Annotated in this window: 22 protein-coding genes; 7 read left to right on the forward strand and 15 right to left on the reverse strand. The window is 71.7% G+C overall.

Annotation, left to right across the window (positions count from 1 at the left end):
• Nucleotides 1-17 precede the first annotated feature (17 nt).
• From OG787_RS05875 to OG787_RS05895, 5 genes are all read right to left on the reverse strand, one after another.
• Complete coding sequence (locus OG787_RS05875; protein WP_369031008.1) at nt 18-752, reverse strand: IclR family transcriptional regulator; 735 nt, start codon at nt 750-752, stop codon at nt 18-20.
• 67 nt (nt 753-819) lie between these two features.
• A complete protein-coding gene (locus tag OG787_RS05880) occupies nt 820-2,466 on the reverse strand; it encodes a thiamine pyrophosphate-binding protein (RefSeq protein WP_405534474.1) in 1,647 nt (548 codons plus the stop codon).
• Between the two features lie 337 nt (nt 2,467-2,803).
• Nucleotides 2,804-4,990, reverse strand: a complete 2,187-nt coding sequence (locus tag OG787_RS05885) for a 3-hydroxyacyl-CoA dehydrogenase NAD-binding domain-containing protein (RefSeq protein WP_405534475.1) — start codon at nt 4,988-4,990, stop codon at nt 2,804-2,806.
• Between the two features lie 112 nt (nt 4,991-5,102).
• Nucleotides 5,103-6,317, reverse strand: a complete 1,215-nt coding sequence (locus OG787_RS05890) for an acetyl-CoA C-acetyltransferase (RefSeq protein ID WP_405534476.1) — start codon at nt 6,315-6,317, stop codon at nt 5,103-5,105.
• Between the two features lie 46 nt (nt 6,318-6,363).
• Complete coding sequence (locus tag OG787_RS05895) at nt 6,364-7,500, reverse strand: CaiB/BaiF CoA transferase family protein (protein WP_369031012.1); 1,137 nt, start codon at nt 7,498-7,500, stop codon at nt 6,364-6,366.
• Nucleotides 7,501-7,734: 234 nt separating this feature from the next.
• On the opposite strand from OG787_RS05895, the gene OG787_RS05900 reads away from it, so the two are divergent.
• Nucleotides 7,735-8,922 carry a trans-acting enoyl reductase family protein gene (locus OG787_RS05900; RefSeq protein WP_369031013.1) on the forward strand — a complete coding sequence of 396 codons (1,188 nt, stop codon included), beginning with the start codon at nt 7,735-7,737 and terminating at the stop codon, nt 8,920-8,922.
• 20 nt (nt 8,923-8,942) lie between these two features.
• On the opposite strand, the gene mmpA is transcribed toward OG787_RS05900, so the two are convergent.
• From mmpA to OG787_RS05920, 4 genes are all read right to left on the reverse strand, one after another.
• Nucleotides 8,943-9,089 (reverse strand): morphogenic membrane protein MmpA, encoded by a 147-nt coding sequence (mmpA, locus tag OG787_RS05905; RefSeq protein WP_369031014.1) that lies wholly within the window; start codon nt 9,087-9,089, stop codon nt 8,943-8,945.
• 69 nt (nt 9,090-9,158) lie between these two features.
• Nucleotides 9,159-9,869, reverse strand: coding sequence for an endonuclease V (locus OG787_RS05910; RefSeq protein WP_405534477.1), 711 nt, complete (start codon nt 9,867-9,869; stop codon nt 9,159-9,161).
• Nucleotides 9,870-9,905: 36 nt separating this feature from the next.
• Nucleotides 9,906-10,232: a plasmid stabilization protein gene (locus tag OG787_RS05915; protein WP_405534478.1), complete on the reverse strand. Its 327-nt coding sequence runs from the start codon at nt 10,230-10,232 to the stop codon at nt 9,906-9,908.
• A gap of 46 nt (nt 10,233-10,278) precedes the next feature.
• Nucleotides 10,279-11,421, reverse strand: coding sequence for a WD40/YVTN/BNR-like repeat-containing protein (locus tag OG787_RS05920; protein ID WP_405534479.1), 1,143 nt, complete (start codon nt 11,419-11,421; stop codon nt 10,279-10,281).
• Between the two features lie 203 nt (nt 11,422-11,624).
• On the opposite strand from OG787_RS05920, the gene OG787_RS05925 reads away from it, so the two are divergent.
• The 4 genes from OG787_RS05925 to OG787_RS05940 all read left to right on the forward strand — a co-directional run bounded on the left by OG787_RS05925 (nt 11,625) and on the right by OG787_RS05940 (nt 15,982).
• Nucleotides 11,625-11,984: an SsgA family sporulation/cell division regulator gene (locus OG787_RS05925; protein WP_369031044.1), complete on the forward strand. Its 360-nt coding sequence runs from the start codon at nt 11,625-11,627 to the stop codon at nt 11,982-11,984.
• A gap of 292 nt (nt 11,985-12,276) precedes the next feature.
• Nucleotides 12,277-13,893 (forward strand): ABC-F family ATP-binding cassette domain-containing protein, encoded by a 1,617-nt coding sequence (locus OG787_RS05930; RefSeq protein WP_405534480.1) that lies wholly within the window; start codon nt 12,277-12,279, stop codon nt 13,891-13,893.
• Nucleotides 13,894-14,007: 114 nt separating this feature from the next.
• Complete coding sequence (gene ddaH / locus OG787_RS05935; protein ID WP_369031019.1) at nt 14,008-14,784, forward strand: dimethylargininase; 777 nt, start codon at nt 14,008-14,010, stop codon at nt 14,782-14,784.
• 220 nt (nt 14,785-15,004) lie between these two features.
• A complete protein-coding gene (locus tag OG787_RS05940) occupies nt 15,005-15,982 on the forward strand; it encodes an acyl-ACP desaturase (protein ID WP_369031020.1) in 978 nt (325 codons plus the stop codon).
• A 73-nt stretch (nt 15,983-16,055) separates the two neighbouring features.
• On the opposite strand, the gene OG787_RS05945 is transcribed toward OG787_RS05940, so the two are convergent.
• From OG787_RS05945 to OG787_RS05960, 4 genes are all read right to left on the reverse strand, one after another.
• Nucleotides 16,056-16,223: a hypothetical protein gene (locus OG787_RS05945; RefSeq protein ID WP_405534481.1), complete on the reverse strand. Its 168-nt coding sequence runs from the start codon at nt 16,221-16,223 to the stop codon at nt 16,056-16,058.
• Between the two features lie 18 nt (nt 16,224-16,241).
• On the reverse strand, nt 16,242-16,385 hold the full coding sequence (locus OG787_RS05950) for a hypothetical protein (protein WP_405534482.1): 144 nt from the start codon (nt 16,383-16,385) through the stop codon (nt 16,242-16,244).
• A gap of 77 nt (nt 16,386-16,462) precedes the next feature.
• Nucleotides 16,463-19,819, reverse strand: coding sequence for a hypothetical protein (locus OG787_RS05955; protein WP_405534483.1), 3,357 nt, complete (start codon nt 19,817-19,819; stop codon nt 16,463-16,465).
• Nucleotides 19,820-19,898: 79 nt separating this feature from the next.
• A complete protein-coding gene (locus tag OG787_RS05960) occupies nt 19,899-20,153 on the reverse strand; it encodes a WhiB family transcriptional regulator (protein WP_405534484.1) in 255 nt (84 codons plus the stop codon).
• A gap of 313 nt (nt 20,154-20,466) precedes the next feature.
• Here OG787_RS05960 and OG787_RS05965 point away from each other — a divergent pair, with 313 nt between their 5' ends.
• Entirely contained in the window at nt 20,467-21,261 is a 795-nt protein-coding gene (locus OG787_RS05965) for a VOC family protein (RefSeq protein WP_405534485.1), read from the forward strand.
• A gap of 96 nt (nt 21,262-21,357) precedes the next feature.
• On the opposite strand, the gene OG787_RS05970 is transcribed toward OG787_RS05965, so the two are convergent.
• Together OG787_RS05970 and OG787_RS05975 are read right to left on the reverse strand one after the other, a co-directional pair.
• Nucleotides 21,358-22,368 carry a LacI family DNA-binding transcriptional regulator gene (locus tag OG787_RS05970; protein ID WP_405534486.1) on the reverse strand — a complete coding sequence of 337 codons (1,011 nt, stop codon included), beginning with the start codon at nt 22,366-22,368 and terminating at the stop codon, nt 21,358-21,360.
• Nucleotides 22,369-22,445: 77 nt separating this feature from the next.
• Nucleotides 22,446-23,477: a multicopper oxidase domain-containing protein gene (locus tag OG787_RS05975; RefSeq protein WP_405534487.1), complete on the reverse strand. Its 1,032-nt coding sequence runs from the start codon at nt 23,475-23,477 to the stop codon at nt 22,446-22,448.
• 221 nt (nt 23,478-23,698) lie between these two features.
• Here OG787_RS05975 and OG787_RS05980 point away from each other — a divergent pair, with 221 nt between their 5' ends.
• Complete coding sequence (locus OG787_RS05980; RefSeq protein WP_369031027.1) at nt 23,699-26,179, forward strand: ThuA domain-containing protein; 2,481 nt, start codon at nt 23,699-23,701, stop codon at nt 26,177-26,179.
• The last annotated feature ends 36 nt before the right edge of the window (nt 26,180-26,215 follow it).

Here is a 26,215-nt window from a genome sequence, read left to right on the forward strand (position 1 = left end):
GGCAGGCGGTGCTCGGTTCAGGCCGAGAGTCGCCTCGTCAGTGCCCGGGCCGCCGCGCACACATGGGCGCCGACCCGGTCCACGTCGAGGCGGCGGGTGCCGCCGGTGACCGAGATGGCGGCGACGGGACGGGAGCCGCGGCCGTAGACCGGGGCCGCGACCGCCGAGATGCCGACCTCGGCCTCCTCCAGGTTGACGCCGTAGCCACGGGCCCGGGTCAGGGCCAGGTCGCGGGCGAGCTGGCCGGGCAGGGTGAGGGTGCGCGGCGTGAGGCGGGGCAGGGAGGCCCGGGGCAGCCGGGGGTCGTGGGCGAGGAAGATCTTGCCGGTGGCCGTGCAGTGGGCGGGGAGCCGGCCTCCGGTGCGGGAGACGATCGGGGTCGCGCGGCGGCCGGTGATCTTCTCCAGGAACAGGGTGTCGGTGCCGTCGGGCACGGCCAGGTGCACGTTCTCCTTCGTCGCGTCGTGCAGGTCGCCGAGGAACGGCAGTGCCGTGTCCCGGAGTTCACGTATCGACGGCGCGGACTGGCCGAGGACGAAGAGGGCCAGACCGATGCGGTACGAGCCCTCGGGGGTGCGTTCGACGAGCCCCAGCCGGACGAGTTCGCCGATCAGCCGGTGCGCGGTCGGTTTGGGCAGCCCGGTGCGCAGGGCGAGTTCGGCGAGGCTCAGCGCGGTGTCGGCGTCACCGCAGACTCGCAGCAGCGTCACGCCCCGCGCGAGCACCGACTTCGGAACCGGTCCGTCCGTCATGGGGAGATGGTCGGGCCCGGGGGGCCGGGTGACAAGACGCGCGTGGCTATGAGTCCGGAACGTCTCCTTACTGCTGCCGCAGCGGTACGTCGAGCAGCAGCGGCCGTGTCAACTCCCCTGCCCCGGCGACGATCTCCCGTACGTGCTCGGCGCCGGTCGCCCGTACCGCGTCGACGCCGAAGAAGCGGGCCGCCTGGGTGAAGTCGAGCGGCCCCAACTCCGTGCCGGGGCACACACCTTGGCCGCCCATCGCCGCGTACGTGTCCTGGAGGGTCTGGTAGACGCCGTTGTTCATGACGACGAAGAGCACGGGGACCTGCGTACGGGCCGCGCTCCACAGCCCCTGGAGCCCGAACAGGGCACACCCGTCCCCGAGTACGGCGACGACCGGCCGCCCGGGCTCGGCGAGCGAGCGTCCGACGGCGGCGCCGATGCCCCAGCCGAGCCCGCCGCCGACGGTGTGCGTATAGCTTCCGGGCCGGTCGAGCCGTACGAGCCGGCGCAGCAACAGCCCTGCCGTGATGGCCTCTTCGACCACCACGGCGTCCGGCGGCAGCCCCCGGGCCACGGCGTGCGCGGCGGCCCAGGGCGCGAGCGGCGCCGGGGAGTACGCGGCCAGGGCGGCGGCCTCCGCGCGCTCCCGCTCGGCGGTGTGCCGCTCACCGGCGCGCAGGATCCGGGCCTTCGCGGTATGCGCGGGCACCTGGCTGCGCAGCAGCTCGGCGAGCTTGTCGAGGGAGGGCGCGAGCGCGCCCACCAGCCCGGCGGCGACCGGGAAGTTGCGGCCGATCTCGTCCGGGTCGGAGTCCAGCTGTACGACGTGGATGCCGGGCGGGAGCGCGGGCCCGGGCGTGTAGTGGTGGGGCGTGAAGGCGTGGGCGCCGACGATCAGGACGGTGTCGTACGGGGAGAGCGCGGCGCGGATCGCGTCGTGGCGGGGCGGGAGCATGCCCGCGTGGAGGGGGTGGGTGGTCGGGAAGTCGAGCCAGTCGGCCATGGGCTGGTGATGGACGGTGGCACCGCAGGCCTCGGCGGTCCTGACCAGGGCGTTCACCGCGTCCTCGCGGCCGACTCCGTCACCGGCGACGATCACGGGGCGGGCGGCGGCGCCGAGGATGACGGCGGCCCGGTCGAGGCCTGCGGCCTGGCCGGGCGGGGGTGGGACGCTCCGGACCGGCACCTCGACCTCGGTGTCCTCGGCGAACAGGTCCATGGGGACGGAGAGGAAGACGGGCCCGGCGGGGGGCCTGACGGCCAGGGCGAAGGCGCGGCGCAGGGCGAGGGGGAGGTCGTGGGCGTGCTGGATGTCGAAGGTGGCCTTAACGGCGGGGGCGGCGAGGGAGACGAGGTCGCCGGAGAGCATCGGGTCCTGCTGGAGGTGCCTGCGGTCCTGCTGGCCCGCCATCACGACGAGGGGGGTGCGGGAGCGGCGGGCGTTGAGCAGTCCGATCAGGCCGTTGGCGAGTCCGGCGGCGATGTGGAGGCTGACGAAGGCGGGGCGGCCGGTGGCGCGGGCGTATCCGTCGGCCATGGAGACGACGGCGCCTTCGTGGACGCCGAGGATGTAGGCAGGGGTGTCGCCCTCGGAGTCGCCCTCGGTGTGCGCGAGGGCGGCGAGGAAGGGGAGTTCTGTGGTGCCGGGGTTGCCGAAGACGCGGTCCACGCCTTCGCCGCGCAGGATCTCCAGCAGGGCGAGGGCGGGACGGGATCCCATGGGGGCTCCTCGGGGGCGGGGAGATGAGGACCGGTTGCTGGTCAGCGTCCGGGGCGAGCGGACGAGGAGCAAGCGAGTCGTGTCGCTGAGCGATACGCTTCCTCGCCCCCGCCGCCCCTACCCGTCCCATCCTTCTGGGGGCTGCGCCCCCAGACCCCCGCTGTCGGCCTGAACGCCTCGTCCTCAAACGCCGGACGGGCTGGATGGTGCCGACCGGTGCTTGATCTTCTAGCCCGTCCGGCGTTTGAGGACAAGGCCCGTTCAGGGCCGGAGCGGGGGTTTGGGGGCGGCAGCCCCCAAGGGACGGGAACGGGTAGGGGCAGCGGGGGCGAAAGAACTACCGGTCCCCGAACGGCTCCCCCTTCTCCGCCCGCTCCACCAGCAACCCCGGCGGAGCAAACCGCTCCCCGTACCGCTCCGCCAACTCCCGCGCCCGCGCCACGAACCCCGGCAGGCCGCCCTCGTAGCCGTTGATGTACTGGAGGACACCCCCGGTCCACCCCGGGAACCCGATCCCGAAGATCGAGCCGATGTTGGCGTCGGCGACCGACGTCAGTACGCCCTCCTCCAGCAGCCGCACCGTGTCCAGCGCCTCAGAGAACAGCATCCGTTCCTGCATGTCCTTGAAGGGGACCTGTACCCCCTCCGCGCTCTCGCCGCGCCCGAAGTGCTCCCGCAACCCAGGCCACAGCCCGGCCCGCCTGCCGTCCACCCCGTACTCGTAGAACCCCGCGCCCCCACTCCGCCCGGTGCGCCCGAACTCGTCCACCATCCGGTCGATCACCGCCTCCGCGGGATGCGTGGGCCACGTACCGCCCGCCTCCTCCACCGCCCGTTTGGACTCCGCCCGGATCTTGCGCGGCAGCGTCAGCGTCAGTTCGTCCATCAGGGACAGCACCTTCGCCGGGTAGCCCGCCTGCGCCGCCGCCTGTTCGACCGACGCGGGCTCGATGCCCTCGCCGACCATCGCCACACCCTCGTTGATGAAGTGCCCGATGACCCGTGAGGTGAAGAAGCCACGCGAGTCGTTGACGACGATCGGGGTCTTCCTGATCTGGCGGACCAGGTCGAAGGCGCGCGCCAGCGCCGCCTCCCCCGTCCGCTCGCCCTTGATGATCTCGACGAGCGGCATCTTGTCGACCGGCGAGAAGAAGTGCAGCCCGACGAAGTCCGACTGGCGTTCGACTCCTTCGGCCAGGGCGGTGATGGGGAGTGTGGAGGTGTTCGAACACAGCAGCGCGTCCGGATCGACGATGTGCTGGATCTCCTGGAACACCTTGTGCTTCAGCGCCGGGTCCTCGAAGACCGCCTCGATGACCGCGTCGCAACCGGCCGCGTCCTGCGGGTCGGCGCTCGGCGTGATGCGGGCCAGCAGCTCGTCCGCCTTCTCCTGCGTCGTACGCCCCCGGGAGACCGCTTTCGCGCACAGCTTCTCGGAGTAGTTCTTGCCCCGTGCCGCCGCTTCCGGCGACACGTCCTTCAACACCACCTCGATGCCCGCGCGGGCGCACGAGTACGCGATTCCCGCGCCCATCATCCCGGCGCCCAGCACCGCCACCTTGCGCACCGGGCGCGGCTCGAAGCCCTTGGGCCGGTTGGCGCCCGAGTTGACGGCCTGGAGGTCGAAGAAGAACGCCTGGATCATGTTCTTCGAGGTCTGTCCGGCGGCCAGTTCCACGAAGTAGCGGGCCTCGATGACCTGCGCGGTCTCGAAGTCGACCTGGGCGCCCTCGACGGCCGCCGCGAGGATGGCGCGCGGGGCCGGGTAGGGCGCGCCGTTCGTCTGCTTGCGGAGGTTGGCGGGGAAGGCGGGCAGGTTCGCCGCGAACCTGGGGCTGGCGGGGGTGCCGCCCGGGATGCGGTAGCCGGGCTTGTCCCAGGGCTGCTGCGACTCGGGGTTGGCGTCGATGAAGGCGCAGGCCTTGGCCAGCAACTCGTCCTGGGTGGCGGCGACTTCGTCGATGAGGCCGTTCTTCAGGGCGCGCGGGGCGCTGTACTGGGTGCCCTGGAGCAGCACCTTCAGCAGCGCGTCGGCGATGCCCAGCATGCGTACCGTACGGACGACCCCGCCGCCTCCGGGGAGGAGACCGAGGGTGACCTCGGGGCAGCCGATCTTCGTGCCCGGCGTGTCCAGCGCGATCCGGTGGTGGCAGGCCAGCGCGAGTTCGTAACCGCCGCCCAGGGCCGCGCCGTTCATCGCCGCGACCACGGGCTTGCCCAGGGTCTCGATGCGGCGCAGGTTCCGCTTGATGGCGAGGCCGCCGTCGAACAGTTCCTGGGCCGTGTCGGGGGTGACCCGGATGAGGTCGCGCAGGTCGCCGCCCGCGAAGAACGTCTTCTTGGCGGAGGTGAGGATGATCCCGCGGATCGTGTCCTTCTCGGCCTCCAGACGGTCGGTGACCACCGCGAGGGAGTCCCGGAACGCCTGGTTCATGGTGTTCGCGGACTGGTCCGGGTCGTCGAGGACGAGGGTGACGAGACCGGTGCGGTCCTGTTCCCAGCGGATGGTGGTGCTCTGTGTCATGACGGGGATCTCCGTAGAAGCTCAGAAGTCTCTTGATGCCGCCGAATCCCTCGAATCCGCCGCTGTGGACAACCCGGCCGATTCGGCTGATTCAGCTGATTCCGCCGGGAGTTCAGACCCGCTCGACGATCGTCGCGATGCCCATCCCGCCGCCCACGCAGAGCGTGGCGAGGCCGTACCGCTTGTCCTGGCGCTCCAGTTCGTCGATGAGCGTGCCGAGGATCATCGCGCCGGTGGCGCCCAGCGGGTGGCCGAGCGCGATGGCGCCGCCGTTGACGTTGACCTTGTCGAGGGAGAGGCCCATGTCGCGGGCGAAGCGGAGGACGACGGCCGCGAACGCCTCGTTGATCTCGACGAGGTCGATGTCGTCGATGGTCAGCCCGGCCTTGGCGAGCGCCTTGCGGGTGGCGGGCGCCGGGCCGGTGAGCATGATGGTGGGCTCGGATCCGGAGACGGCGGCGGAGACGATCCGCGCGCGCGGACGCAGCCCGTAGCGCTCGCCGACCTCCTTGGAGCCGATGGCGACCAGCGAGGCGCCGTCGACGATGCCGGAGGAGTTGCCCGCGTGGTGGACGTGGTCGATCTTCTCGACCCAGTGGTACGTCTGGAGGGCCACGGCGTCGAAGCCGCCCAGGTCGCCGATGTCCGCGAACGACGGCTTGAGCCGGGCCAGGGAGTCGGCGGTGGTGCCGGGGCGCAGGTGTTCGTCGTGGTCGAGGACGATCAGGCCGTTGCGGTCCTTCACCGGAACGAGGGATCGCTCGAAGCGGCCGTCCTTCACGGCGCTCGCCGCCCGCTCCTGGGACAGCGCCGCGTACTCGTCGACGTCGCGCCGCGAGAACCCCTCGATGGTGGCGATGAGGTCGGCGCCGATGCCCTGCGGCACGAAGTTGACGGCCAGGTTGGTCATCGGGTCGTTGAACCAGGCGCCGCCGTCCGAGGCCATGGGTACCCGGGACATGGACTCGACGCCGCCCGCGAGGACGAGGTCCTCCCAGCCCGAACGCACCTTGGCGGCGGCCATGTTGACGGCCTCCAGACCCGACGCACAGAAGCGGTTCTCCTGGACGCCGGCCACCGTGTCCGGCAGTCCCGCGACGACGGCGGCGACGCGCGCGATGTCGGAGCCCTGGTCGCCGACCGGTCCGACGACGCCCAGCACGATGTCGTCGATCGCGGCCGGGTCGAGGTCCGGGAAGCGGTTCCTGATCTCGTGGATGAGGCCCACGACGAGGTCGACGGGCTTGGTGCCGTGCAGGGATCCGTTCGCCTTGCCGCGCCCGCGCGGGGTGCGGATCGCGTCGTACACGTACGCTTCGGTACTCACTGGAGGGCCTTTCGGGGTGGGGTGGGCGAGCGGGCGTCGGCCGGGGTCAGCCGCCATCCTTCAGGAGTCGGGGCACGTCCCAGTCGCGCGCCACGTCCGCCGTGTCGGCGCCGGGCTGGGCGGGGCCGCTGTGGATCGACGTGTGGGTCACGGAGAAGCGGGGCGCGGGGGCGGGCTGGGTGATGCCGCCGTGGTCGGTGAAGGTGCCGCGGGCGGCCAGGTGCGGGTGGTGCGGGGCCTCGCGCAGCGAGAGGACGGGCGCCACACAGGCGTCGGAGCCCTCGAAGACCGCCGTCCACTCGTCCCTCGTACGGGCCTTGAAGCGGGCGGTGACGGCCTCGCGCAGGTCGTTCCAGCGGGTGATGTCCTTGCGGGCTGCGGAGTGGTCCTGGAGGCCGAGCAGGTCGAGGAACTCCTCGTAGAACTGGGGTTCCAGCGCGCCGACCGCCATGTACCGGCCGTCGGCGGTCTCGTACGTCCCGTAGTACGGGCAGCCGCCGTCGAGGAGGTTGGCGCCGCGCCGGTCCTGCCAGCCGCCCGCCGCGAGCATGCCGTGGAGCATGGTGGCGAGGTGGGCCGCGCCGTCGACGATCGCGGCGTCCACGACCTGCCCGGCGCCCGTGGCGCGCGCGTGGTGGAGGGCGGCGAGGACCCCGACGACCAGGTAGAGGGAGCCGCCCGCGTAGTCGCCGAGGAGGTTGGCCGGGGCGGGCGGCGGGGCGTCCGGGCTGCCGATCAGGCCGAGGGTGCCGGTCGGGGCGAGGTAGGCGATGTCGTGCCCGGCGCGGCGGGCGAGCGGGCCCTCCTGGCCCCAGCCCGTCATCCGGCCGTAGACGAGCCTCGGGTTGCGGGCGTGGCAGCTCTCGGGCCCGACGCCGAGGCGCTCGGCGACACCGGGGCGGTAGCCCTCGACCAGGATGTCGGCGCGGGCGGCGAGGTCGAGGACGCGGGAGGGACCGTCGGGTGCCTTGAGGTCGACGATCACCGATCGTTTGTTGCGGTTCGTCACGTCGTACTCGGGGTCGATGGCGAGTCCGGTGCCCCCGGGCCGGTCCACGCGGACCACGTCGGCGCCCAGGTCGGCGAGGAGCATGGCGGCGAACGGACCGGGCCCGATGCCCGCCAGCTCGACCACCCGCACCCCCGCGAGCGGACCGCTGCCCGCCTCCCCTGCCACCGACATCGAGCCCCCCACTCCCGTGACACAACCGACATGACACCAGCGATGCTAGGAACGCCCCGCTGCTCCGCACAAGGCTTCGCCGGGCACATATTAAGCAAGCGCTTGGCCAAAACTCCCTCGTTCCGGCCGTGGACCGGCCGGCGAATCGACGACGGACCGGGCGCACGACCCCACGCTCCCTCACGCTAGCCTCGACCACCGACAACGGCGCGGGACCGCACAATGAGAGGTGTCATGAGCAGGCCGAGCAGGATGGAACGCCCGTACGACATCGTGCTGTTCGGAGCCACCGGCTTCGTCGGCGCGCTCACCGCCGAGTACCTCGCCGCGCACGCGCCCGACGGTCTGCGCTGGGCGGTCGCCGGCCGCAGCCGGGACAGACTGGAGTCGCTGCGCGAGCGCCTCGCGGGCGTCGGCAAGGCCGCCGAGGTCGGGGTGCTGGAGGCGGACGTGTCCGATCCGGCGTCGCTGCGCGCCCTCGCGGAGCACGCGCGCGTGCTGGCCACGACGGTGGGCCCCTATCTGACGTACGGCGAGGAACTGGTCGCCGCCTGCGCGGACGCCGGCACCGACTACCTCGACCTCAGCGGTGAGCCCGAGTTCGTGGACCTGATGTACGTCCGGCACGACGCACGCGCGCGGGAGACCGGTGCCCGGCTGGTGCACGCGGCCGGTTTCGACTCCGTACCGCACGACCTGGGCGCGTACTTCACCGTCGCCCAGCTGCCCGAGGGGGTGCCGCTGACCGTGGACGGGTTCGTGCGCGCCGACGCGATGTTCTCGGGCGGCACCTTCGCCTCCGCGCTCAACCAGTTCTCCCGGGGACCGCGGATGCTGGCCGCCGCCCGCGACCGCCGACGCCACGAGCCACGGCTGCTGGGCCGCCGGGCGACCGCCCCCACGGGCACTCCCCGGTACGCCAAGGAGGTCGACGCCTGGGCGCTGCCGCTGCCCACCATCGACCCGCAGGTCGTGGTGCGTTCGGCCCGCGCGCTGGAACGGTACGGCCCCGATTTCCGTTACCGCCACTACGCGGCGGTACGGCGGCTGCCCTTCGCGCTGGGCGGGGTGGCCGGGGCCGGTGCGGTGTTCGCGGCGGCCCAGGTTCCGCCCGTGCGGCGCTGGTTGTCCGGGCGGCTGGAGCCGGGGGACGGGCCCAGCGCGGAGAAGCGGGCGAAGAGCTGGTTCTCCGTGCGGTTCGTGGGCGAGGGCGGCGGCCGGCGGGTGTTCACGGAGGTCGCGGGCGGCGACCCAGGCTACGACGAGACGGCGAAGATGTTCGCCGAGTCGGCGCTCTCCCTGGCCTTCGACGACCTCCCGCCGACGTCCGGGCAGGTCACCACCGCGGTGGCGATGGGCGACGCGCTGATCGAACGCCTGCGCAAGGCGGGGATCACGTTCCGGGTGGCGTCGAGTCGCTGACGGACGGGCCCGTCAGAGGGTCACTGGGCCCAGCCCGTGACCGTGTAGATCATGCCGAAGATCCAGGCGAGTCCCGCCAGTACGGCGACGATCAGCGCGGCCGTGACGGCCCGCTCGACGGGCTGGGCGGGGCTGGCGGCGGGCTTCGGGGCGCGGTGCGTGGTCATGGACACAGCCTGCCGACAGCTCCGGCCCACCGACATCCGTACAGATACTCAGAACACATACTCAGATGATCATTCGAGTCCGTCACCGGCGGCTTCCTTCAGTGCCCGCCGGCACAGGGCGTCCGCCCGGCGGGTCGTCTCCGGGAGGCGGTAGTCCGGGGTGAGCGCCAGGACGTGGGCGCAGGCCGTGTCGAGGGTCATGCGGTGACCGACCGAGACGAACACCGGCTTGACGGCCTCCCGGGTGCGCAGGGCGCGGCCGACCTCCTCGGGGCCCGCCAGGAGCGGGGCCGCCGATCCGCGCGGGGCGCCCGGCTCCTCGTACGAGAAGGTGAACGGGTTCTTCGCGACGCCGATCGTCGGGAGCCCGGTGAGGACGCCGAGGTGGCTGGCGAGGCCGAAGCGGCGCGGATGGGCCAGGCCGTAGCCGTCGCAGACGACGAGGCCGGGCGGTACGGGCAGCGCCTCCAGGGCGGCCAGGACGGCCGGGATCTCACGGAACGCGAGCAATCCGGGCACGTACGGGAAGGGGACCCGTCCGACGGCCGTGGCCTCGGCGACGACGTCGAGGCTCGCCGCGTCCAGGACGACCGCGGCGGCCACGACGAGGTCCCGTTCGTCGTCGTAGGCGACGTCGACACCCGTGACGTGTCCCGTCCCGGCCGGCGGTCCCGGCTCGTCGAGCACCACCCGCAGCCGCAGCTCGTCCTGGACCGCGCGGGCGTCCGCCTCGGTCGTGGGCCAGTCCGCCGGAACGGGCACGCTCGTCGTCATCTCCATGATGACGACGAGCGTACGACCCGCGCGCGCGGGAGGTCACTTGCCGCCGAGGGCCCGCTTCAGCTGCTCCTTGTTCATGTCCGAGCGGCCGTGCACGTTCCGCCGCCTGGCCTCCTCGTAGAGCTGGTCGTACGTCGGTCCCTGGGCGCCCTTGTGCGAGCGCCGACCGCCGCGCTCGGCGGACGACATGTCCTGGACGGACGTACGGCTGGCGGTCTTCGACTCGCCGGCGCGGGCGCGTTCCTTGTTGACGGTCCGCGCGGCGATCTCCTCGGCGCGCTTCTCGCTCTCGCCCCGGTCGAGCGCGCTCTCCTTGATGTGTTCGTACTGGCGTTCCCGCTTGGGGCTCGCACCGCGTGGCATGGCCGTTCACTCCCTTCGCTCGGGTCGGTGAACGGGTACCCAGGCCTCATGATTCGAGCCGGGCCACGCGCCCCTTCTCCCCGGCGGCCCAGCAGCCCAGGTCGGGGGTGCAGTCCACGGTGTCGTACGAGCCCGTGTCGACGGTCTTCCAGGTGCGCCCGGCGTCCGTGGTGAGGTCGGTGCCGGTCGGGCCGACCGCCAGCGCGGCCGTGCGGCTGTGCGGGAGCCAGGCGACGCCGGAGCGGTAGGCGGGCGGGGGCGTGGCCGCGGTGGTCCAGGTACGGCCGCCGTCCGTGGTGACCGCTCCCGCGCGCGGGGAGGCCTGGTCGGCGCGGTAGTCGCCGCCGACGGCGAGTCCGTGCGTACGGTCGCGGAAGGCGAGCGCGAAGACACCGCGCGCCCCGTCGCCCGCCGGGATCGGTGTGTCGGACGCCGTCCAGGTGAGCCCCCGGTCCGCGGAGTGCAGCACACGCGCGCGTGCACCCCCGCCCGTGGCCAGCCAGACATCGCGCGGCCCCGAGCTGACCAGGCACTGCCCGCTCGCCGCGAAGCCCGCCTCGCCCTCCAGCGCGGCCGGCATGCCGTCGTCGGGGAGCACCTTCCAGGAGCGTCCGCCGTCGCTGGTGGAGAGGATGCGGAACCTGCCGTCGACCGGGTCGCTCATCGCGAGGCCGTGGCGGGGGTCGAAGAAGGTGAGGCAGTCGTAGAAGGCCTTGGCGTCGGTGTTGCGGAAGGACTCGGTCCAGGTCTCACCGCCGTCGTCGGTGCGGTAGACCCGGGAGGCCTCGCCCTCGCCGATGGCCAGGACCACGGCCCGCCGCGCGTCGAACGCCTCGATGTCCCGGAACTGGAGTTCGGCCGCGCCCGGCGGAGAGACGTTCCGCCAGCTCGCCCCGCCGTCGGTGGTGCGCAGTACGGTGCCCGCCGTGCCGGCGACCCAGGCGGTGTTCCGGCTGACGGCGGACAGTCCGCGGAACCGCACGTCGGCGGCGCCGCTGTCCTTCGGCGCCCAGTGCGGCGCCCGGTGCCCGGAGACGGCTCCGGTCGCCTCGTACGCCTGTGCGGGGGCGGCCAGTCCGGCGGCGACGGCGGCGAGTGCCGCCGCGTACGCACCCGCCACCACGGCCCGCTTCGTCCGGCTCGCCCGTATCGTCCGTCCCGGCTGTCGCTTCGCGCTCAAGATCCTCATGGCGGGCGAAAGTAGCAGGGAATGAACTCGGTGACAGAGGTCACTAGAAATTCAGGTGCACTGATTGGCTCATTCCGGCGTCTCCTTCAGTGTGCGGCCCGTTCCATCCAGGAGTCCGGCCAACCGTCACAAGGGAGCAGGCGTTGTCCACCACCGTCATCGAACAACTCGTAGAAGCCCGTCTCGTCGCCGCCGCACCGCGGATGCCGAGCATTCCCGCAACGCTCACCTACGACCGCAGCGACCCGTTCGCGGTCCGGATGACCTTCCCCGCGCCGGCCACGCTGGAGGGCGTGGAGGTCTGCTGGACGTTCGCCCGCGAACTCCTCTCCGACGGCATGCGGGAGCCGCAGGGCCACGGCGACGTCCGGGTGCGGCCGTACGGCTACGACCGTACGGTCCTGGAGTTCCACGCCCCCGAGGGCACCGCGGTCGTCCATGTCCGCTCGGGCGAGCTGCGGCGCTTCCTGGCGTCCACGACCGAGCTGGTGCCCGTCGGCCTGGAGCACCTCCAGACCGACCTGGACCACGACCTGGCGGAGCTGATGCGCGACGCCCTGTGACAGCCCCGCTCGATGCGTTTAATCCTTTGACAGCCTGAAACGCCTCTTCCTACGCTGACAGCGGTCCTGTTGCCGTCGATTGGAGAAGGACGTTGCTCTACTGAGGTCCTGAGACACCGCGCCCCACACCCTCCAGTGGTGTGTCCGCGCAGCGTGCGACCTCGGTGTTCGAGCCGTCCGTGCCTCCCTCCGGAGCAGGGCCTTTCTCGTGTCACCCGGACACTCCCGCCCGCCGCCCGTCGGTGTCTCGATACGCGCTTGCCCAGACCCCATCAAGCAACCGCGAGGCCGTATGTCCGCCACCACCTCCATCGCCGTCACCTCCCTGTCCTTCGCCTGGCCCGACGGCACCCCCGTCTTCGAAGGCCTCGACGTAGCCGTCGGCCCCGGCCGCACCGGACTCGTCGGCGTCAACGGCTCAGGAAAATCAACCCTGTTGAAGCTGATCGCCGGTCAGCTCCGCCCCGTCGACGGCATCGTCCGTGTCGCGGGCGAGATCGGCTACCTCCCGCAGAACGTCACCCTCGACACCGCCCTGCGCGTCGACGAGGCCCTCGACATCTCCGCCAAGCGGGCCGCGCTGCACGCGATCGAGGCGGGTGACGTGTCCGAGGGGCACTTCGAGACGATCGGCGACGACTGGGACGTAGAAGAGCGCGCCCTTGTCACGCTCGGCGAACTCGGGCTCGGCCACATCGAGTTGGACCGCACGATCGGCGAGATCTCCGGCGGCGAGTCGGTCCTGCTGCGACTGGCCGCACTGCTCCTCGACCGTCCGGACGTCCTCCTGCTGGACGAGCCGACCAACAACCTGGATCTGTACGCGCGTCGACGCCTCTACACGGCCGTCTCGTCCTGGCCCGGGGTGATGGTCGTCGTCAGCCACGACCGTGAACTCCTGGACCTGGTCGACCAGATCGCCGATCTGCGCTCCGGCGAGGTCACCTGGTACGGCGGCAACTTCTCGGCGTACGAGGAGGTGCTCGCCACCGAACAGGAGGCGGCCGAGCGGATGGTGCGCGTCGCCGAGGCCGACCTGAAGAAGCAGAAGCGCGAACTGGCCGACGCACAGGTCAAGTTGGCCCGCCGCAAGAAGTACGGGCAGAAGATGGCCGAGCAGAAGCGCGAGCCGAAGATCGTCATGGGGGCGCGCAAACGGTCCGCCCAGGAGTCGGCGGGCAAGCACCGCATCATGCACGAGGAGCGGCTCGCCGGCGCCAAGGAACGGCTCGACGAGGCAGTGGACGCCGTACGGGACGACGACGAGATCCGCGTCGACCTGCCGTACACGGCCGTGCCTCCGGGCCGTACCGTACTCACGCTCCTGGACCTGGAGTTGGCGTACGGAGCGAGCGTGGGCTCGTTCGATCTGCGCGGGCCCGAGCGGGTCGCGCTGATCGGGCGCAACGGCGCGGGCAAGACGACCCTGCTGCGGACGGTCTCCGGGGACCTGGCCCCGGTCTCCGGAGAGGCACGCGCGCACGTGCCGCTGCGTTTTCTGCCGCAGCGGCTCGACGTTCTCGACGACGAGCTGACCGTCGCCGAGAACGTGGCCCGGTTCTCGCCCGCCGCCACCAACAACCGGGTCCGTGCCCGGCTGGCCCGCTTCCTGTTCCGGGGCGCCCGCGCCGACCAGCCGGCGGGGACCCTGTCGGGCGGTGAACGCTTCCGCGCCGCCCTGGCCGCCCTGATGCTGGCCGAGCCCGCACCCCAGCTGCTGATGCTGGACGAGCCGACCAACAACCTGGACATGGCGAGCGCCCGACAGCTCACGACGGCCCTGGAGTCGTACGAGGGCGCGCTGATCGTCGCCAGCCACGACCTGCCGTTCCTGGAGTCGATCGGGATCACCCGATGGCTGCTCCTGGACGGCGAACTGAGGGAGATCGGCCCGGAGGAGGTGGGGTGACGCGAGAGTCCTGGGCGGACGTGCGGGCCCCGTTCTGACCTCCGGGGCTTTTGTCCGCGCCGACCCGCCCTGCATGATGTGCGCGGACGCCCCCTGCGATTCGGAGTTCCGCCCGTGCCCAGCAAGAAGGCCCTCATACGTCGCCCCAGCCCACGCCTGGCCGAAGGCCTCGTCACGCACATCGAGCGCGAGGAGGTCGACGCGGACCTCGCCGCACGGCAGTGGGAGGCGTACGCGGAAGCCCTGCGCACGCACGGCTGGGAGACCGTCGAGGTCGATCCGGCGGACGACTGCCCGGACTCGGTGTTCGTCGAGGACGCGGTGGTCGTCCACCGGAACGTCGCGCTGATCGCCCGGCCCGGCGCCGCGTCCCGGCGCGGCGAGACCGGCGGCGTCGAGGAGGCGGTGGCCCGCCTCGGCTGCTCCGTGAACTGGGTCTGGGAGCCGGGCACGCTGGAGGGCGGCGACGTCCTCAAGATCGGCGACACCCTCTACGTCGGGCGGGGCGGGCGGACGAACGCCGCCGGGGTGCAGCAGCTCAAGGCCGTGTTCGAACCGCTCGGCGCCCGGGTCGTCGCCGTACCGGTGAGCAAGGTGCTGCATCTGAAGTCGGCGGTCACGGCGCTGCCGGACGGGACCGTGATCGGGTACCCGCCGCTGGTGGACACCCCGTCCCTCTTCCCGCGCTTCCTGCCGGTGCCGGAGGAGTCGGGGGCGCACGTGGTGCTGCTGGGCGGCGGAAAGCTGCTGATGGCGGCGAGCGCGCCGAAGACGGCCGAGCTGCTCGCCGACCTCGGCCACGAGCCGGTGGTCGTCGACATCAGCGAGTTCGAGAAGCTCGAGGGCTGTGTGACATGCCTCTCGGTGAGACTGCGCGACCTGTACATCTGACCGGGCGATCGGGGTACCCGTTCGGCCCTGGCCTGCGGGTCCGGGGCCGTGGCGCGTCCTCGGCACGCATCGGCGCGTACCCGCTGATCAGCGGTCTTTACAACACCCTTAACCTACGGTGTCGTAACCTACGGGAACGTAGCCTACGATGCCGTAGGTTGAGTTCCCGAAAGTCCCCGGCAGTCCGCGCGTTCCGCTCGCACGTCATTCTGGAGCATTCATGACGATCACTTCTCCGCACCTCGGCAGTCCGTCCGGCGCCTGGACCGACGCCCGGCTGCTGTTCGCCCTGGAAGAAGTGGTCGAGACGGAACTCAACCGGCATCTGAAGGTCGCCAAGGACTGGATGCCGCACGAGTACGTGCCGTGGAGCGACGCCCGCAACTTCCCCGGTTTCTTCGAGGACGGCGAGGCCTGGGGCAAGGAGCAGTCCAAGGTCACCGAGCTGGGCCGGATCGCCCTGGTCGTCAACCTCCTCACCGAGGACAACCTCCCCAGCTACCACCACGAGATCGCCAGCCTGTTCGGCCGCGACGGCGCCTGGGGCACCTGGGTGCACCGCTGGACGGCCGAGGAGGGCCGGCACGGCATCGTGATGCGCGACTACCTGCTCGCCTCGCGCGCGGTCGACCCGGACAAGCTGGAAGCCTTCCGGATGGCCCACATGGCAGAGGGCTTCGAGTCGGACAACCGGCACTCGATGCTGCACTCGGTGGCGTACGTGGCCTTCCAGGAGCTGGCCACCCGCGTCTCGCACCGCAACACCGGCCACCAGTCCGGCGACCCGGTCTGCGACCGCATGCTGGCCCGCATCGCGACCGACGAGAACCTGCACATGGTCTTCTACCGCAACCTCCTGAAGGCCGCCTTCGACCTCGCGCCCGACCTGACCATGCAGGCCGTCCGGGACGTGATCGTCAACTTCCGGATGCCCGGTCACGGCATGCCCGGCTTCGAGCGGGCCGCCGCGCAGATGGCGATCGGCGAGGTCTACAACATGCGCATCCACCACGACGACGTCCTCCAGCCGGTCCTGCGCCACCTGAAGGTCATGGACATGAGCGACCTGGGCCCCGAGGGCCTCCAGGCGCAGGAGGAGCTGGGCATGTTCATGGGCGGCCTGGACTCGGAGGCCTCGAAGTTCGACGAGAAGCTCGCGGCCCGCAAGGCCCGCATGGCGGCCCGCGCCGCCGGCTGACCTGCCCCGGCACAGGTGATCCCGACCGACCCGCTTTTCTGCTGGGAGTCCGGCGGTCGCCCAACGCGAAGACTCACTCGTACGCCGTCACCTCATCCAGCGCCGCGTCCCGCACGTCGGCCTCGGGGTGACGGCGCAGTGCTGCCAGGCCCTCGCGCCAAGGCGCTACGGGCGCCCAGCACTCGCGGGCCTCCGGCGGGCCCGCTTGCCCGCCGGAGGCCCGCAGCGGAGCCGCCGGCATCACAACCCCCGGGAAAACTCACTCGTACGCCGTCACCTCATCCAGCGCCGCATCCCGCACATCAGCCTCCAGGTGGCGGCGCAGAGCTGCCAGACACTCGCGCCACGGCCCCGCCCAGTCCGTACGGCCGCCCGCCGCGCCGACGACGGCCACCACGAACACCGGTGACCCCGGCCCGGGCCTGCTTGACCGCCGGAGGCCCGCAGCGGAGCCGCCGGCATCACAGCCCCCGCGAAGACTCACTCGTACGCCGTCACCTCATCCAGCGCCGCGTCCCGCACGTCGGCCTCGGGGTGGCGGCGCAGTGCTGTCAGGCGCTCGCGCCAGGGTGCGGACCAGTTCGTGCGGTTGCCGAGTGCTCCGGTGACGGCGACCGCGAGCAGGCCCTCGGTATGGCCTCCGTGGGTGGTCAGACGGCCGGCCTCGGCCAGCAGGGCCTCGGGGTCGCCCTCCTGTTCCCGGCTCTCCAGGCGTGCGCCGAGTTCGGCGGCGGTGCGGACGGCGAGGGCGGGGCGACCCGCGGTGAGCGCGGCCAGCCGGCCGAGGTGGGGCGGCTGTGCGTCGAGGTCCAGGTGGTGCGCCGCCAGGGTTGCGGCCTGCGGTACGTGGGTGTCGTACCCGGCGAGCAGCTCGCTCGCGGCGAGGGCGGCGGGCCGGGCTGCTTCGGTGGCCGGCCTGCCGTGCTGGACGAGGCAGGAGACGAGGTACTCCACACGCCGGCGGGCCGGACGGTCGCGCCGCTCCCCCGCGTCCAGGTCCGCGTCGTCGGCCGCCGGGTGCTCGGCGAGGGTCCGCAGGGCCTCCAGGAGCCAGTGGGCGCCCTGCGGGGAGCCCTCTGCGACGGTCACCAGGCCTCTGGCCGCCACCTGCCAGTTCGTCCGGTCGTCGAGGTCGGTCGCGGCCCGGACCAGCACCGCGGGCGCGTCCGGCGACCAGGGCGTCCAGTGGGCCAGGGCGCCCAGGGCGAGGGCCGCGGTCTCGGGGTCGTCGGTGGCGCACACGGCGTGCACGAGGTGGGCGTAGCGCTCGCGGTGGGGTTCGGGCAGGTCGAGGGGGCGGACCCGCAGCACGGCCCGGCGCAGCACCGGCTCGGCGCCGGCCGCGTCGCGCAGCACCTCCCAGACCGGCTCGTGTGCGACCAGCGCGCCCGCGAAGGCCACACACGCGGTACGGACGTCACGGTGGGCGCCGGGCCGCCCGTACGTCTCGCAGAGCAGCGTCGCGGCCGACCGGGCCGGGAGACGGGTCGCGGCCAGCCGGACAGCCTCCTTGCGGCTGGTCACCTTGACGTCCGGCGCGCGCAGCACCTCCGCCAGTTGTCCGGCCAGCAGCGACGGCGGCGCGGAGCGGGAGGCGCGGGTGGCCGCGTATACGGCGACGCGGGCCCGGTCGCCGCCCGCGTGCGCGAGCAGTTCGGGCAGCGCCTCGTGCGGCCGGTCGGTCCGGGAGAGCGCGGCGAGGGCCGCCTCGGCGAGGACGACGTCCCCGGACCCGGTCCACTGGCGGACGAGCGCGGCGCCGAACTCCGGGACGTACGCGGCCTGTTGGATCGCGCCGACCCGACGGTACAGCGGCAGCGCGGAGTCGTCGGCGACATCCGCCAACTGCCGTACCAACTCCTGCTGCTGGCGGGGCCGCCAGCGTCGGACGCCATCGTGACCCGGTGCGGTCCAGGGTTCGCGCTTCGGCAGGAAGCGGCCGTACGGCGGGGTCTCGGCGAGGAACGGATCGAGCAGATCGGTGCGGCGGTGGGCGAGGACGCGCCACACCGACGGCAGTGCTCCGGCGGAGGGTTCGTGGGCCAGGATGCGCGCGACGCGTTCGTCGCGGGTGGCGTGGGGCTCCAGCCAGAGGTCGATCGCCGTGCGTACGGTCGCGTCCTTGCCGCCGTAGCGGATCGCCTGCCAGAGCAGGTCCTGGAGTTCGGGCATACCGGCGGCGCGACGTCCGACGGCCCGGGTGAGGGCGAACACGAGGCTGTAGTCGGCCTTTTCGGCGCCCGCCTCGATCCAGGGTCGCAGCGCCTCGTACACACGGTGTTCCTGGCCGCGCGGGAGCGTCCGGTCGAGACGGCCGAGGTCGGCCGTGCCGGTGTGGCCGGTGATGCGGACCAGGGTGCGCAGCGCCCAGTTCACCAACTCCCTCGGCCCGCCCGCCGCGTGCTCGCGCAGCACCCCGAGGGCGAGGGTGCTGAGCCGCTGCCGGGTGACGGCGGAGGAGTCCCGGGCCTCCACGGCGTCGGCCGTGATCCGGTCGAGGTGCGGTTCGGCGTCCTCGGTGAACAGCGCCGCGCGAACGTCGACCAGCGCCCCCAACGCGGCCGAGCGAACGGGGTCCTGCTCGTTACGCAGCCGTCCCATGTCCGACAGCACGGCGGTGACGGCGTCCGGGTCGGCGGAGCGCTCGGCGTTGCGGATCAGCAACGGCCAGGCCAGGGCGCGGTCTTCGGCGGCGGGGCGGCGGGTGGCGTCGATGAGCGCGGGGCGTGCCTCGTCGACGGGCAGGAACGATTCGACGAGGAGTACGGCGTGCCAGGCGGCGCCCCGCTCACGGGCGGCGGCGGCCGTCCGACGGGCCTCGTCGGGTGCGTGGGTGCGCGGCAGCGCCGCCAGGACGGCGTGGTCGACGGTGGCGGAAGCCGTACCCCGCCCCTCCTGCACGGCCGTGAGGAAGGCATGGCGCCGGCCGGGCGGCATGGCGGCGAGCAGCACCGGGAGGTCTCCGGAAGCCGCCAACACCCTGCCGTAGGCGATGAGTTCGGGGGCTCCGGAGCGGGCCAGTGTGCGCAGCGCGGAGGTGTTCAGCGAGCGCACACCCACACCGGCCCAGCCGGGCGTGCCGAGCAGGCGCAGGACGCGCTCGGGGGCCACGGCGGCGAACAGGCCCATGCGGGAGGCGAGTTGACGGGGGAACACCCTGGGCGGCCGTCGTTCCAGGAAGCCGAGGACGCGCAGCGGATCGTGCGGTGCGACGGCGGCCACGGCTCCGCCGAAGGGCTCCCACCAGGAGTCGTACAGCGCGGTCGGCAGTTCGGCCAACTCCCGTTCCAACACGTCGAGCAGGAGGTCGGGATGGCGTCGGGCGAGCGCCCGGGAGCCGTCGAAGGCGTGGAACATCTCGGGGAGCAGCCGCGCCACCGTCTCCGTCGAACAGCCGGGCAGCAGTCGTGCCGCCTCGGCGTCTCCCCAGTCCTGCCGTACTCCGTCGAGCAGCCGGTCGGCGAGTGCGGTGCGCCCGCCCGCGACGATCGCGCGCAGCAGATCCCGGCGTACCGTCTCGGAGGCGTCGGTGAGTCCCGACTCGTAGGCGGAGTCGGGGACTTGGAGGCTGTCGGCGACCTGAAGGGCATGGCCGCGCACAAAGGGGTCGGGATCGGCGATCCGGTCCGCGATCCATTCGGCGTCGCGCCCGACGGCCGCGGCGACGATCGCCAGGTCACGTCCGTACGACCCGCGTTCCTCCAGCTCCGTCAACACCTGTCGCAACGGCGCGAACTCCCGTGCGCGTGCGGCGAGTTCGCGCATGCGCTGCGGATACGGAAGCGGGTCGAGAGCGTTCAGCAGACTGTCGACCTGCTGGTGCGGGGTACGGAGCATGAGCTGGATTGTGCCCGCTCGGCAGCGGTCGGCGTACGGGAATTGCCGTCCGAGAGGCCGGCGGGAGGTGGGCGGGAAGTCAGTGGGAGGTGGGCGAGGTGCGCCGGAGGTGGAGCCGCTCCTTCTCGGAGAGGCCGCCCCAGACCCCGAACCGTTCGTCGTTGGTGAGCGCGTACTCCAGGCAGGCGGGGCGCATCTCGCACATCCCGCAGATGCGCTTCGCCTCGCGCACCGAGCTGCCCGGCTCGGGGAAGAAGAAGTCGGCCCCGGTCTCCGCGCACAGGGCCTGCGCCTGCCAGGCGCTGTCCATCGGGGTGATCGTCTCGTAGTGCATGCACGAGATCGTGCCGGACGGTGAAAAACGTTCGCTCAACGTCCGATCAACGCCGGACACCGGGGCCGTCCGTCGCGCGGCCCCGGCATCCCGCCGGTCGCACGATCATGCTCCCGCCGGATGCGCGAGCGCACGGCGGCGCGCGGAACGTGTTGGAACAAGGCGCGCCTTCGTCCTCACTCAGGGTGACCACCTCCAATGCCTGCCGCCCGCTGCGGCACTCCGGCAGCGATTGTCAGTGGGCGGTGCAAGACTCGGCAGAGCAGGCAACGGGGGCTCCGCACGAGGGCGGGCCCCACAGAGGAGGGCAATGATGCTCACCACCCGTTTCGTGACCGGCGCTCCCAACTGGATCGATCTCGGCACCCCCGACATCGAGGGCGCCACCGCCTTCTACCGTGCGCTCTTCGGCTGGGACTTCCGGTCGGCGGGCCCCGAGGCCGGCGGGTACGGCTTCTTCCAGCTGGGCGGGAGGACCGCCGGGGGCGGTATGCAGATGACCGAGGAGCAGGGGGGTGCGCCGTCCTGGACGGTGTCCTTCCAGACCTCGGACGTCGACGCCACCGTCAAGGCCGCCGAGCAGGCCGGGGGCGCCGCGCCGATGCCGGCCATGGACGTGATGGACGCGGGCCGGATGGCCGTCCTCACCGATAGCGCAGGCGCGGTCTTCGGCCTCTGGCAGCCCGCCCGGATCAAGGGCCTCGAAGTGACCGGCGAGCCCGGGTCCCTGTGCTGGGTGGAGCTGTACACGCATGACGTGCCCAAGGCCGCCGCGTTCTACGGCAAGGTGCTGGGCCTGGAGACGTCGGGGGTGCAGTTCCCGGGCGGCTCGTACACCTGCGTGAACCCGGCGGGCGCCGGGGAGGACGCGATGTTCGGCGGCGTCATCGACATCGCCGACGACCCGACCGGCACGGAGACCACCCCGTACTGGCTCCCGTACTTCGAGGTCCCCGACGCCGGTGCGACCGTCGCCAAGGCCCAGGAACTCGGCGGCCAGGTCCGCATGCCGGCCACGGAGGTGGCGAGCGTAGGCACCATCGCCAAGCTGACGGACCCGTACGGAGCGCGGTTCGCGGTGATCAAGAGCGTGCCGACGCAGATGTAAGGAGGGCGCCCAAGGGCGCGCCCCAAAGGGGCGCGGGGAACTGCGCGACAAGCCCCCACCGGCCGACAGCCAACAGCCTGCCTGTCCCGCAGAGCACTACGCAGAGTCACGCCGAACCAACGTCGTCGGCAGCACCACACTGGACGCCGCATCCACCCCGCCCCCCAGCAACAGCCGCGCCATCAACCTCCCCATCTCCTCGATGGGCTGCCGCACCGTGGTCAACGGGGGATCCGTCTGCTCAGCAACCGCCAGCATGTCGTCGAAGCCAACCACAGCAACATCCGACGGCACCCCCAGCCCACGTTCACGCAGAACACGCAACGCACCCGACGCGGCAAGATCGTTCGCGGCGAACACGGCGTCCAAGTCCGGACGCCGGTCCAACAGTTCACGCATCGCGCGCTCCCCGCCGGCCGGCGTGAAGTCGCTCTCGGCGATCAGCCGCAGGTCGGCGTCGGGCGCGACCTCCCGGAACCCGTCGAGCCGGTCCGCCGCCGAGGTCTGGTCGAGGGGACCCGTGATGTGCGCGATGCGCGTCCGCCCGAGGTCGACGAGATGCTGGACGGCGGCCCGGGCGCCGCCCCGGTTGTCGCTGTCGACGTACACGGCGTCGCGCGTGCCCTCGCTCCAGTCGGGCCGGCCCCCGAACACGGTGGGTACGCCGGCGCGCTGGACCAGGCCGGGCAGTGGGTCGTCGAGGTGCAGGGAGAAGACGAGCGCGCCGTCGACATGCCCGCCGGCGAGATACCGGCCGACGCGGGAGTGGTCGTCGCGCCCTTCGGTGAGCAGCAGCACGAGCTGGGAGTCGTGGGCCGTCAACTCCTTGCTGATTCCGCGGAGTTGGAGGGCGAAGAAGGGGTCGGCGAAGACCCGGGTCTCCGGCTCGGCGATGACGACGGCGACGGCGTCGTGCCGCCGGGTCACCAGGGAGCGGGCCGCCTGGTTGGGCACGTATCCGAGTTCCTCCACGGCCTGCCTGACCCGTTCGACGAGGGGTTCGCGTACGCCGTCCCCGCCGTTCACGACCCGCGACGCGGTGGCCCGGGAGACCCCTGCCCGTGCGGCGACGGCCTCCAGGGTGGGACGCGACGCGGTTTCGGTCACTTCGGGGCTCCTCATCGGCGGGTTGCCGATCAGGATAGTCCCGGCCGGGCACCGGATGAGAGCGCTCTCGGGCCGGGTCAGTGCTCGTGCGACAGCTGCTGCTCCCCCGCCCCGCCAGAAACACCCGCAGTACCCGCAGTACCCGCGGAGCCCGCCGCACCGTGCGGCTCGTACCCGGGAATCGTCCCGTCCGTCTTCTTCACCAGGAACAGCCCCGCCATCCCCATGTCCGAGTGGCTCTGGACATGGCAGTGGTACATCCACGCGCCCGCGCCGACCCCCTCCCCCGCGATCACCTGGAAGCCGAAGGAGTCCGCCGGGCCCACGATCTTGTTGTCGAGGACCTGACTCGGGTCGTCGGGGCCGGTGAGCAGGCCGGTGCGGTTGTCCGCCCAGCGATGACCGTGCATATGGAAGGTGTGGTAGTACTCGCCGTGCGTGATCATCACGAACTCGACGCGATCCCCCACCGTGGCCTCGAAGTCGGGGCCCTGATGCCCGGGCCGGTTGTTGATCGTCATGTCGTTGAAGACGATCGTGTACGTCGTGTCCGGGAGGATGTCCCCCTTGCGCCGGACGATCACCGGGCCGTAGAGGCCCTTGCGGATGCCGCCTGTGCCGTGTTCGGTGCCGACGACATGGTCGTGGTAGTGCCAGTAACCGGCGCTGCCCGCCCGCCAGGTGCCGTCCGTGCGACGGCCCGGGGAGTGGGTGCGCCAGGTGTAGGTGCGGCTGCCGCCGGGCTCGACCTCGCTGCGGCTCAGCTTCGTGCCGTCGCTGGAGATCTCGTAGTCCAGACCGTGGACGTGCAGACTCACGGCCACGTCCGTCGTGTTCTCCAGGGTGATGTGCGCCGTGTCGCCCTCGTTCAGCTCGATCAGGGGGCCGGGGACGGACGCGGTGCCCTTCGCGAAGCCGTAACCCATCTGCCCGTCGGCGAGCCGCTCGGCGTACAGCTGGATGTGCCGCACCTCGCCGCCGGCGGGGGCCGTCTTCGGGGGTAATACGGCTGCGGCGGTCGCGCTGCCTGCCTCCGGGGCGACCGACAACGATGTCGCGACGGCCGCGCCGCCGAGCAGCATCCGCCGGTTGAAGTCACGTCTGTCCATGCCGAACTCCCCACCCTGGTACGGAAGATGCGCAGCGGGAACGAGAGGAACCGCTGAGACGGTAGCGGCCCGGCACCCGTTTATCCACACCCAGGACAAAGTTCGTGCGATCCCGGTCATTCCTCTTGGCGGGCCGCCCAAAGGGGTCTAGCTTCCTTGGCGTTTGCTGTGACCGAAGAGGGGTGGGTGACCACGTGCGGTTCACATCGCATCAAAAACCTATGGCCTTACGAGGGTTGAGCGGGCGGAGACGTACCTGGGCGGCCACCGTCGCCGCCACGGTCGTCACCGCCGGGCTGCTGTCGGGGCCCGCCGCGAGTGCGCGGCCGGCTCCGGACCCGTCATTGACAACGATGTCCGTGAAGTCGCCGCCCGGCGGCAGCGGTGTACGTGTCCTGGTCTTCCACGGTTCGGCGGCGGCCGGGGACGAGTCGCCGGTCGTGAACGCCGGGATCGAGGCGATCGAGCGGATCGGGCTGTCCGGCCCGGTGGAACAGCGCTACGAGGTCGAGGCCACGGGCGACGCCTCCGTGTTCACGGACGGGGCCCGCCTCGGGACCTTCAACGCGATCGTCTTCCTGACCGGGGGCGGTGACGTCCTCGACCCGGAGCAGGAGGCCGGGTTGGAGACCTACATGGAGGCCGGCGGCGGCTTCGTCGGTATCCATGACGCGGCCCGGGCGGAACCGTACTCCGACTGGTTCACGGGGCTGGTGGGCGCCCGACCGGCGGCGACCAGCCCAACGGCCGTACAACGGGCGACCGTTGAGGTCGGCGACCGTCGGCATCCGGCCACCAAGGATCTGCCGGTGCAGTGGAAGCGGCCGGACCAGTGGCTGAACTGGGTGAAGAACCCGTCCGGCGAGGTGCACACCGTGGCCCGGGTGCGCGAGTCGACGTACACGCCCGGTGCGAGCGCCAACGGCTGGGACCACCCGGTGAGTTGGTGCCGTGACTACGACGGCGGGCGCTCCTTCTACACCGCGATGGGCGGCACGGTGTCGTCGTACGACGAGACGGACTTCCGTACCCATCTGCGCGGGGCGCTGCTGTGGACGACACGGCTGGCCCAGGCCGACTGCAAGGCCACCATCAACGCCAGTTACAGGGCGGAGCGGCTGACGCAGCCCAACCAGGCGGGGCAGAACGACCAGATCGGTGAGCCGCACGGGCTGGTGACCGCGCCCGACGGGCGGGTGTTCTACATCGGCCGGGGCGGCGCCGACTCCTCCCAGCCGGTGGTCACCGACTGGAACAACCCGAACATCGGCAAGGGCAGGGGACAGATCCACGTCTACGACCCGAGGACCAAGAAGGTCACTCTGGCGGGCGAGTTGAGCGTCTTCGGCAACAAGGGCGGCGGGGACGAACTGATCAAGGTCGAGGAGGGGCTGCTCGGGATCGAGCTGGATCCGTCCTTCGAGCGCAACGGCTGGGTGTATCTCCACTACACGCCCCACTCGCGGATCAACCGTGACACCAGGATGGCCGAGCGGTACGTCTCCCGCTTCACGCTGGACCTGGCCACCAACCGGCTCGACCTGAACAGCGAGAAGGTGCTGCTCAAGTGGCCGGTGCAGATCCACAGTTGCTGTCACTCGGGCGGCGGGATGGCCTGGGACTCCAAGGGCAATCTGTACATCGCCACCGGTGACAACAACTCCAGTCAGTTCAGCGATGGTTACTCCGGCAACAACCCCCAACCCGCCTACAAGGGCGTGTCGTTCGCCGACGCCCGGCGCACCGCCGGCAACACCAACAACCTCAACGGCAAGATCCTGCGCATCCATCCGGAGGCCGACGGCACGTACACACTGCCCCAGGGCAACCTGTTCACGGGCCAGGAGACCGACGAGGGCGGTGGCAAGACCCGCGGTGAGATCTATGTGATGGGGGTCAGGAACCCGGCCCGTATCGCCGTCGACAGGACGACGGACACGCTGTACGCGGGCTGGGTCGGTCCGGACGCGGGCGCGCCCTCGACGACCTGGGGTCCGGCGAAGTACGACACGTTCGCGGTCATCACCAAGGCGAGCAACCGGGGTTGGCCGTACTGCATGGGCAACAAGCAGCCCTATCGTGACCGCAATCTGCCCGATCCGTCGAAGCCGCTGGGCTGGTACGACTGCGACCACCCGAAGAACGAGTCGCCGAACAACGACGGTCTGGTCAACCTGCCGCCGGTCACCGGCAACAACATCTGGTACTCGCCCCAGGGCGGCGCCCCGGACTTCCCGCGCGACGCGAACGGCATTCCGTCCTACAAGCAGGCGGAGAGCACCTACCTGCTGCCGTGGCTGAAGGGCGGCGGCCAGGCCGCGATGAACGGTCCGGTGTACCGCTACGACGCGGCGAGCGCGAGCACGACCAAGTGGCCGGCCTACTGGGACGGCAAGTGGTTCGTGGGCGACTTCTACGACGCCGACCAGCCGCGCAACGCGGTGCTCATGGATCCGAAGACCCAGGGCGACGGCGGACTGCCCGTCCACTCCGAGTCGTTGAAGAAGATCGTGCCGATCGGGAACGACGGCATCAAGAACCTCATGGACTGGAAGTTCGGTCCCGACGGCGCGCTGTACGTCCTCGACTACGGCCGGGGTTTCTTCACCTCGGACGCCAAGTCGGCGCTGTGGCGGGTCACTTACACCGGCGGGGGCCCGACGCCCGCGGTCGGCGATCTCGCGAGGGGAGCAGCGGAGTGACACGCGGACGCAGACACCTCTGGACGGCCCTGTTGG

The sequence above is a fragment of the Streptomyces sp. NBC_00075 genome (assembly GCF_045041225.1).
GTDB classification, from domain to species: Bacteria; Actinomycetota; Actinomycetes; order Streptomycetales; family Streptomycetaceae; genus Streptomyces; species Streptomyces adonidis.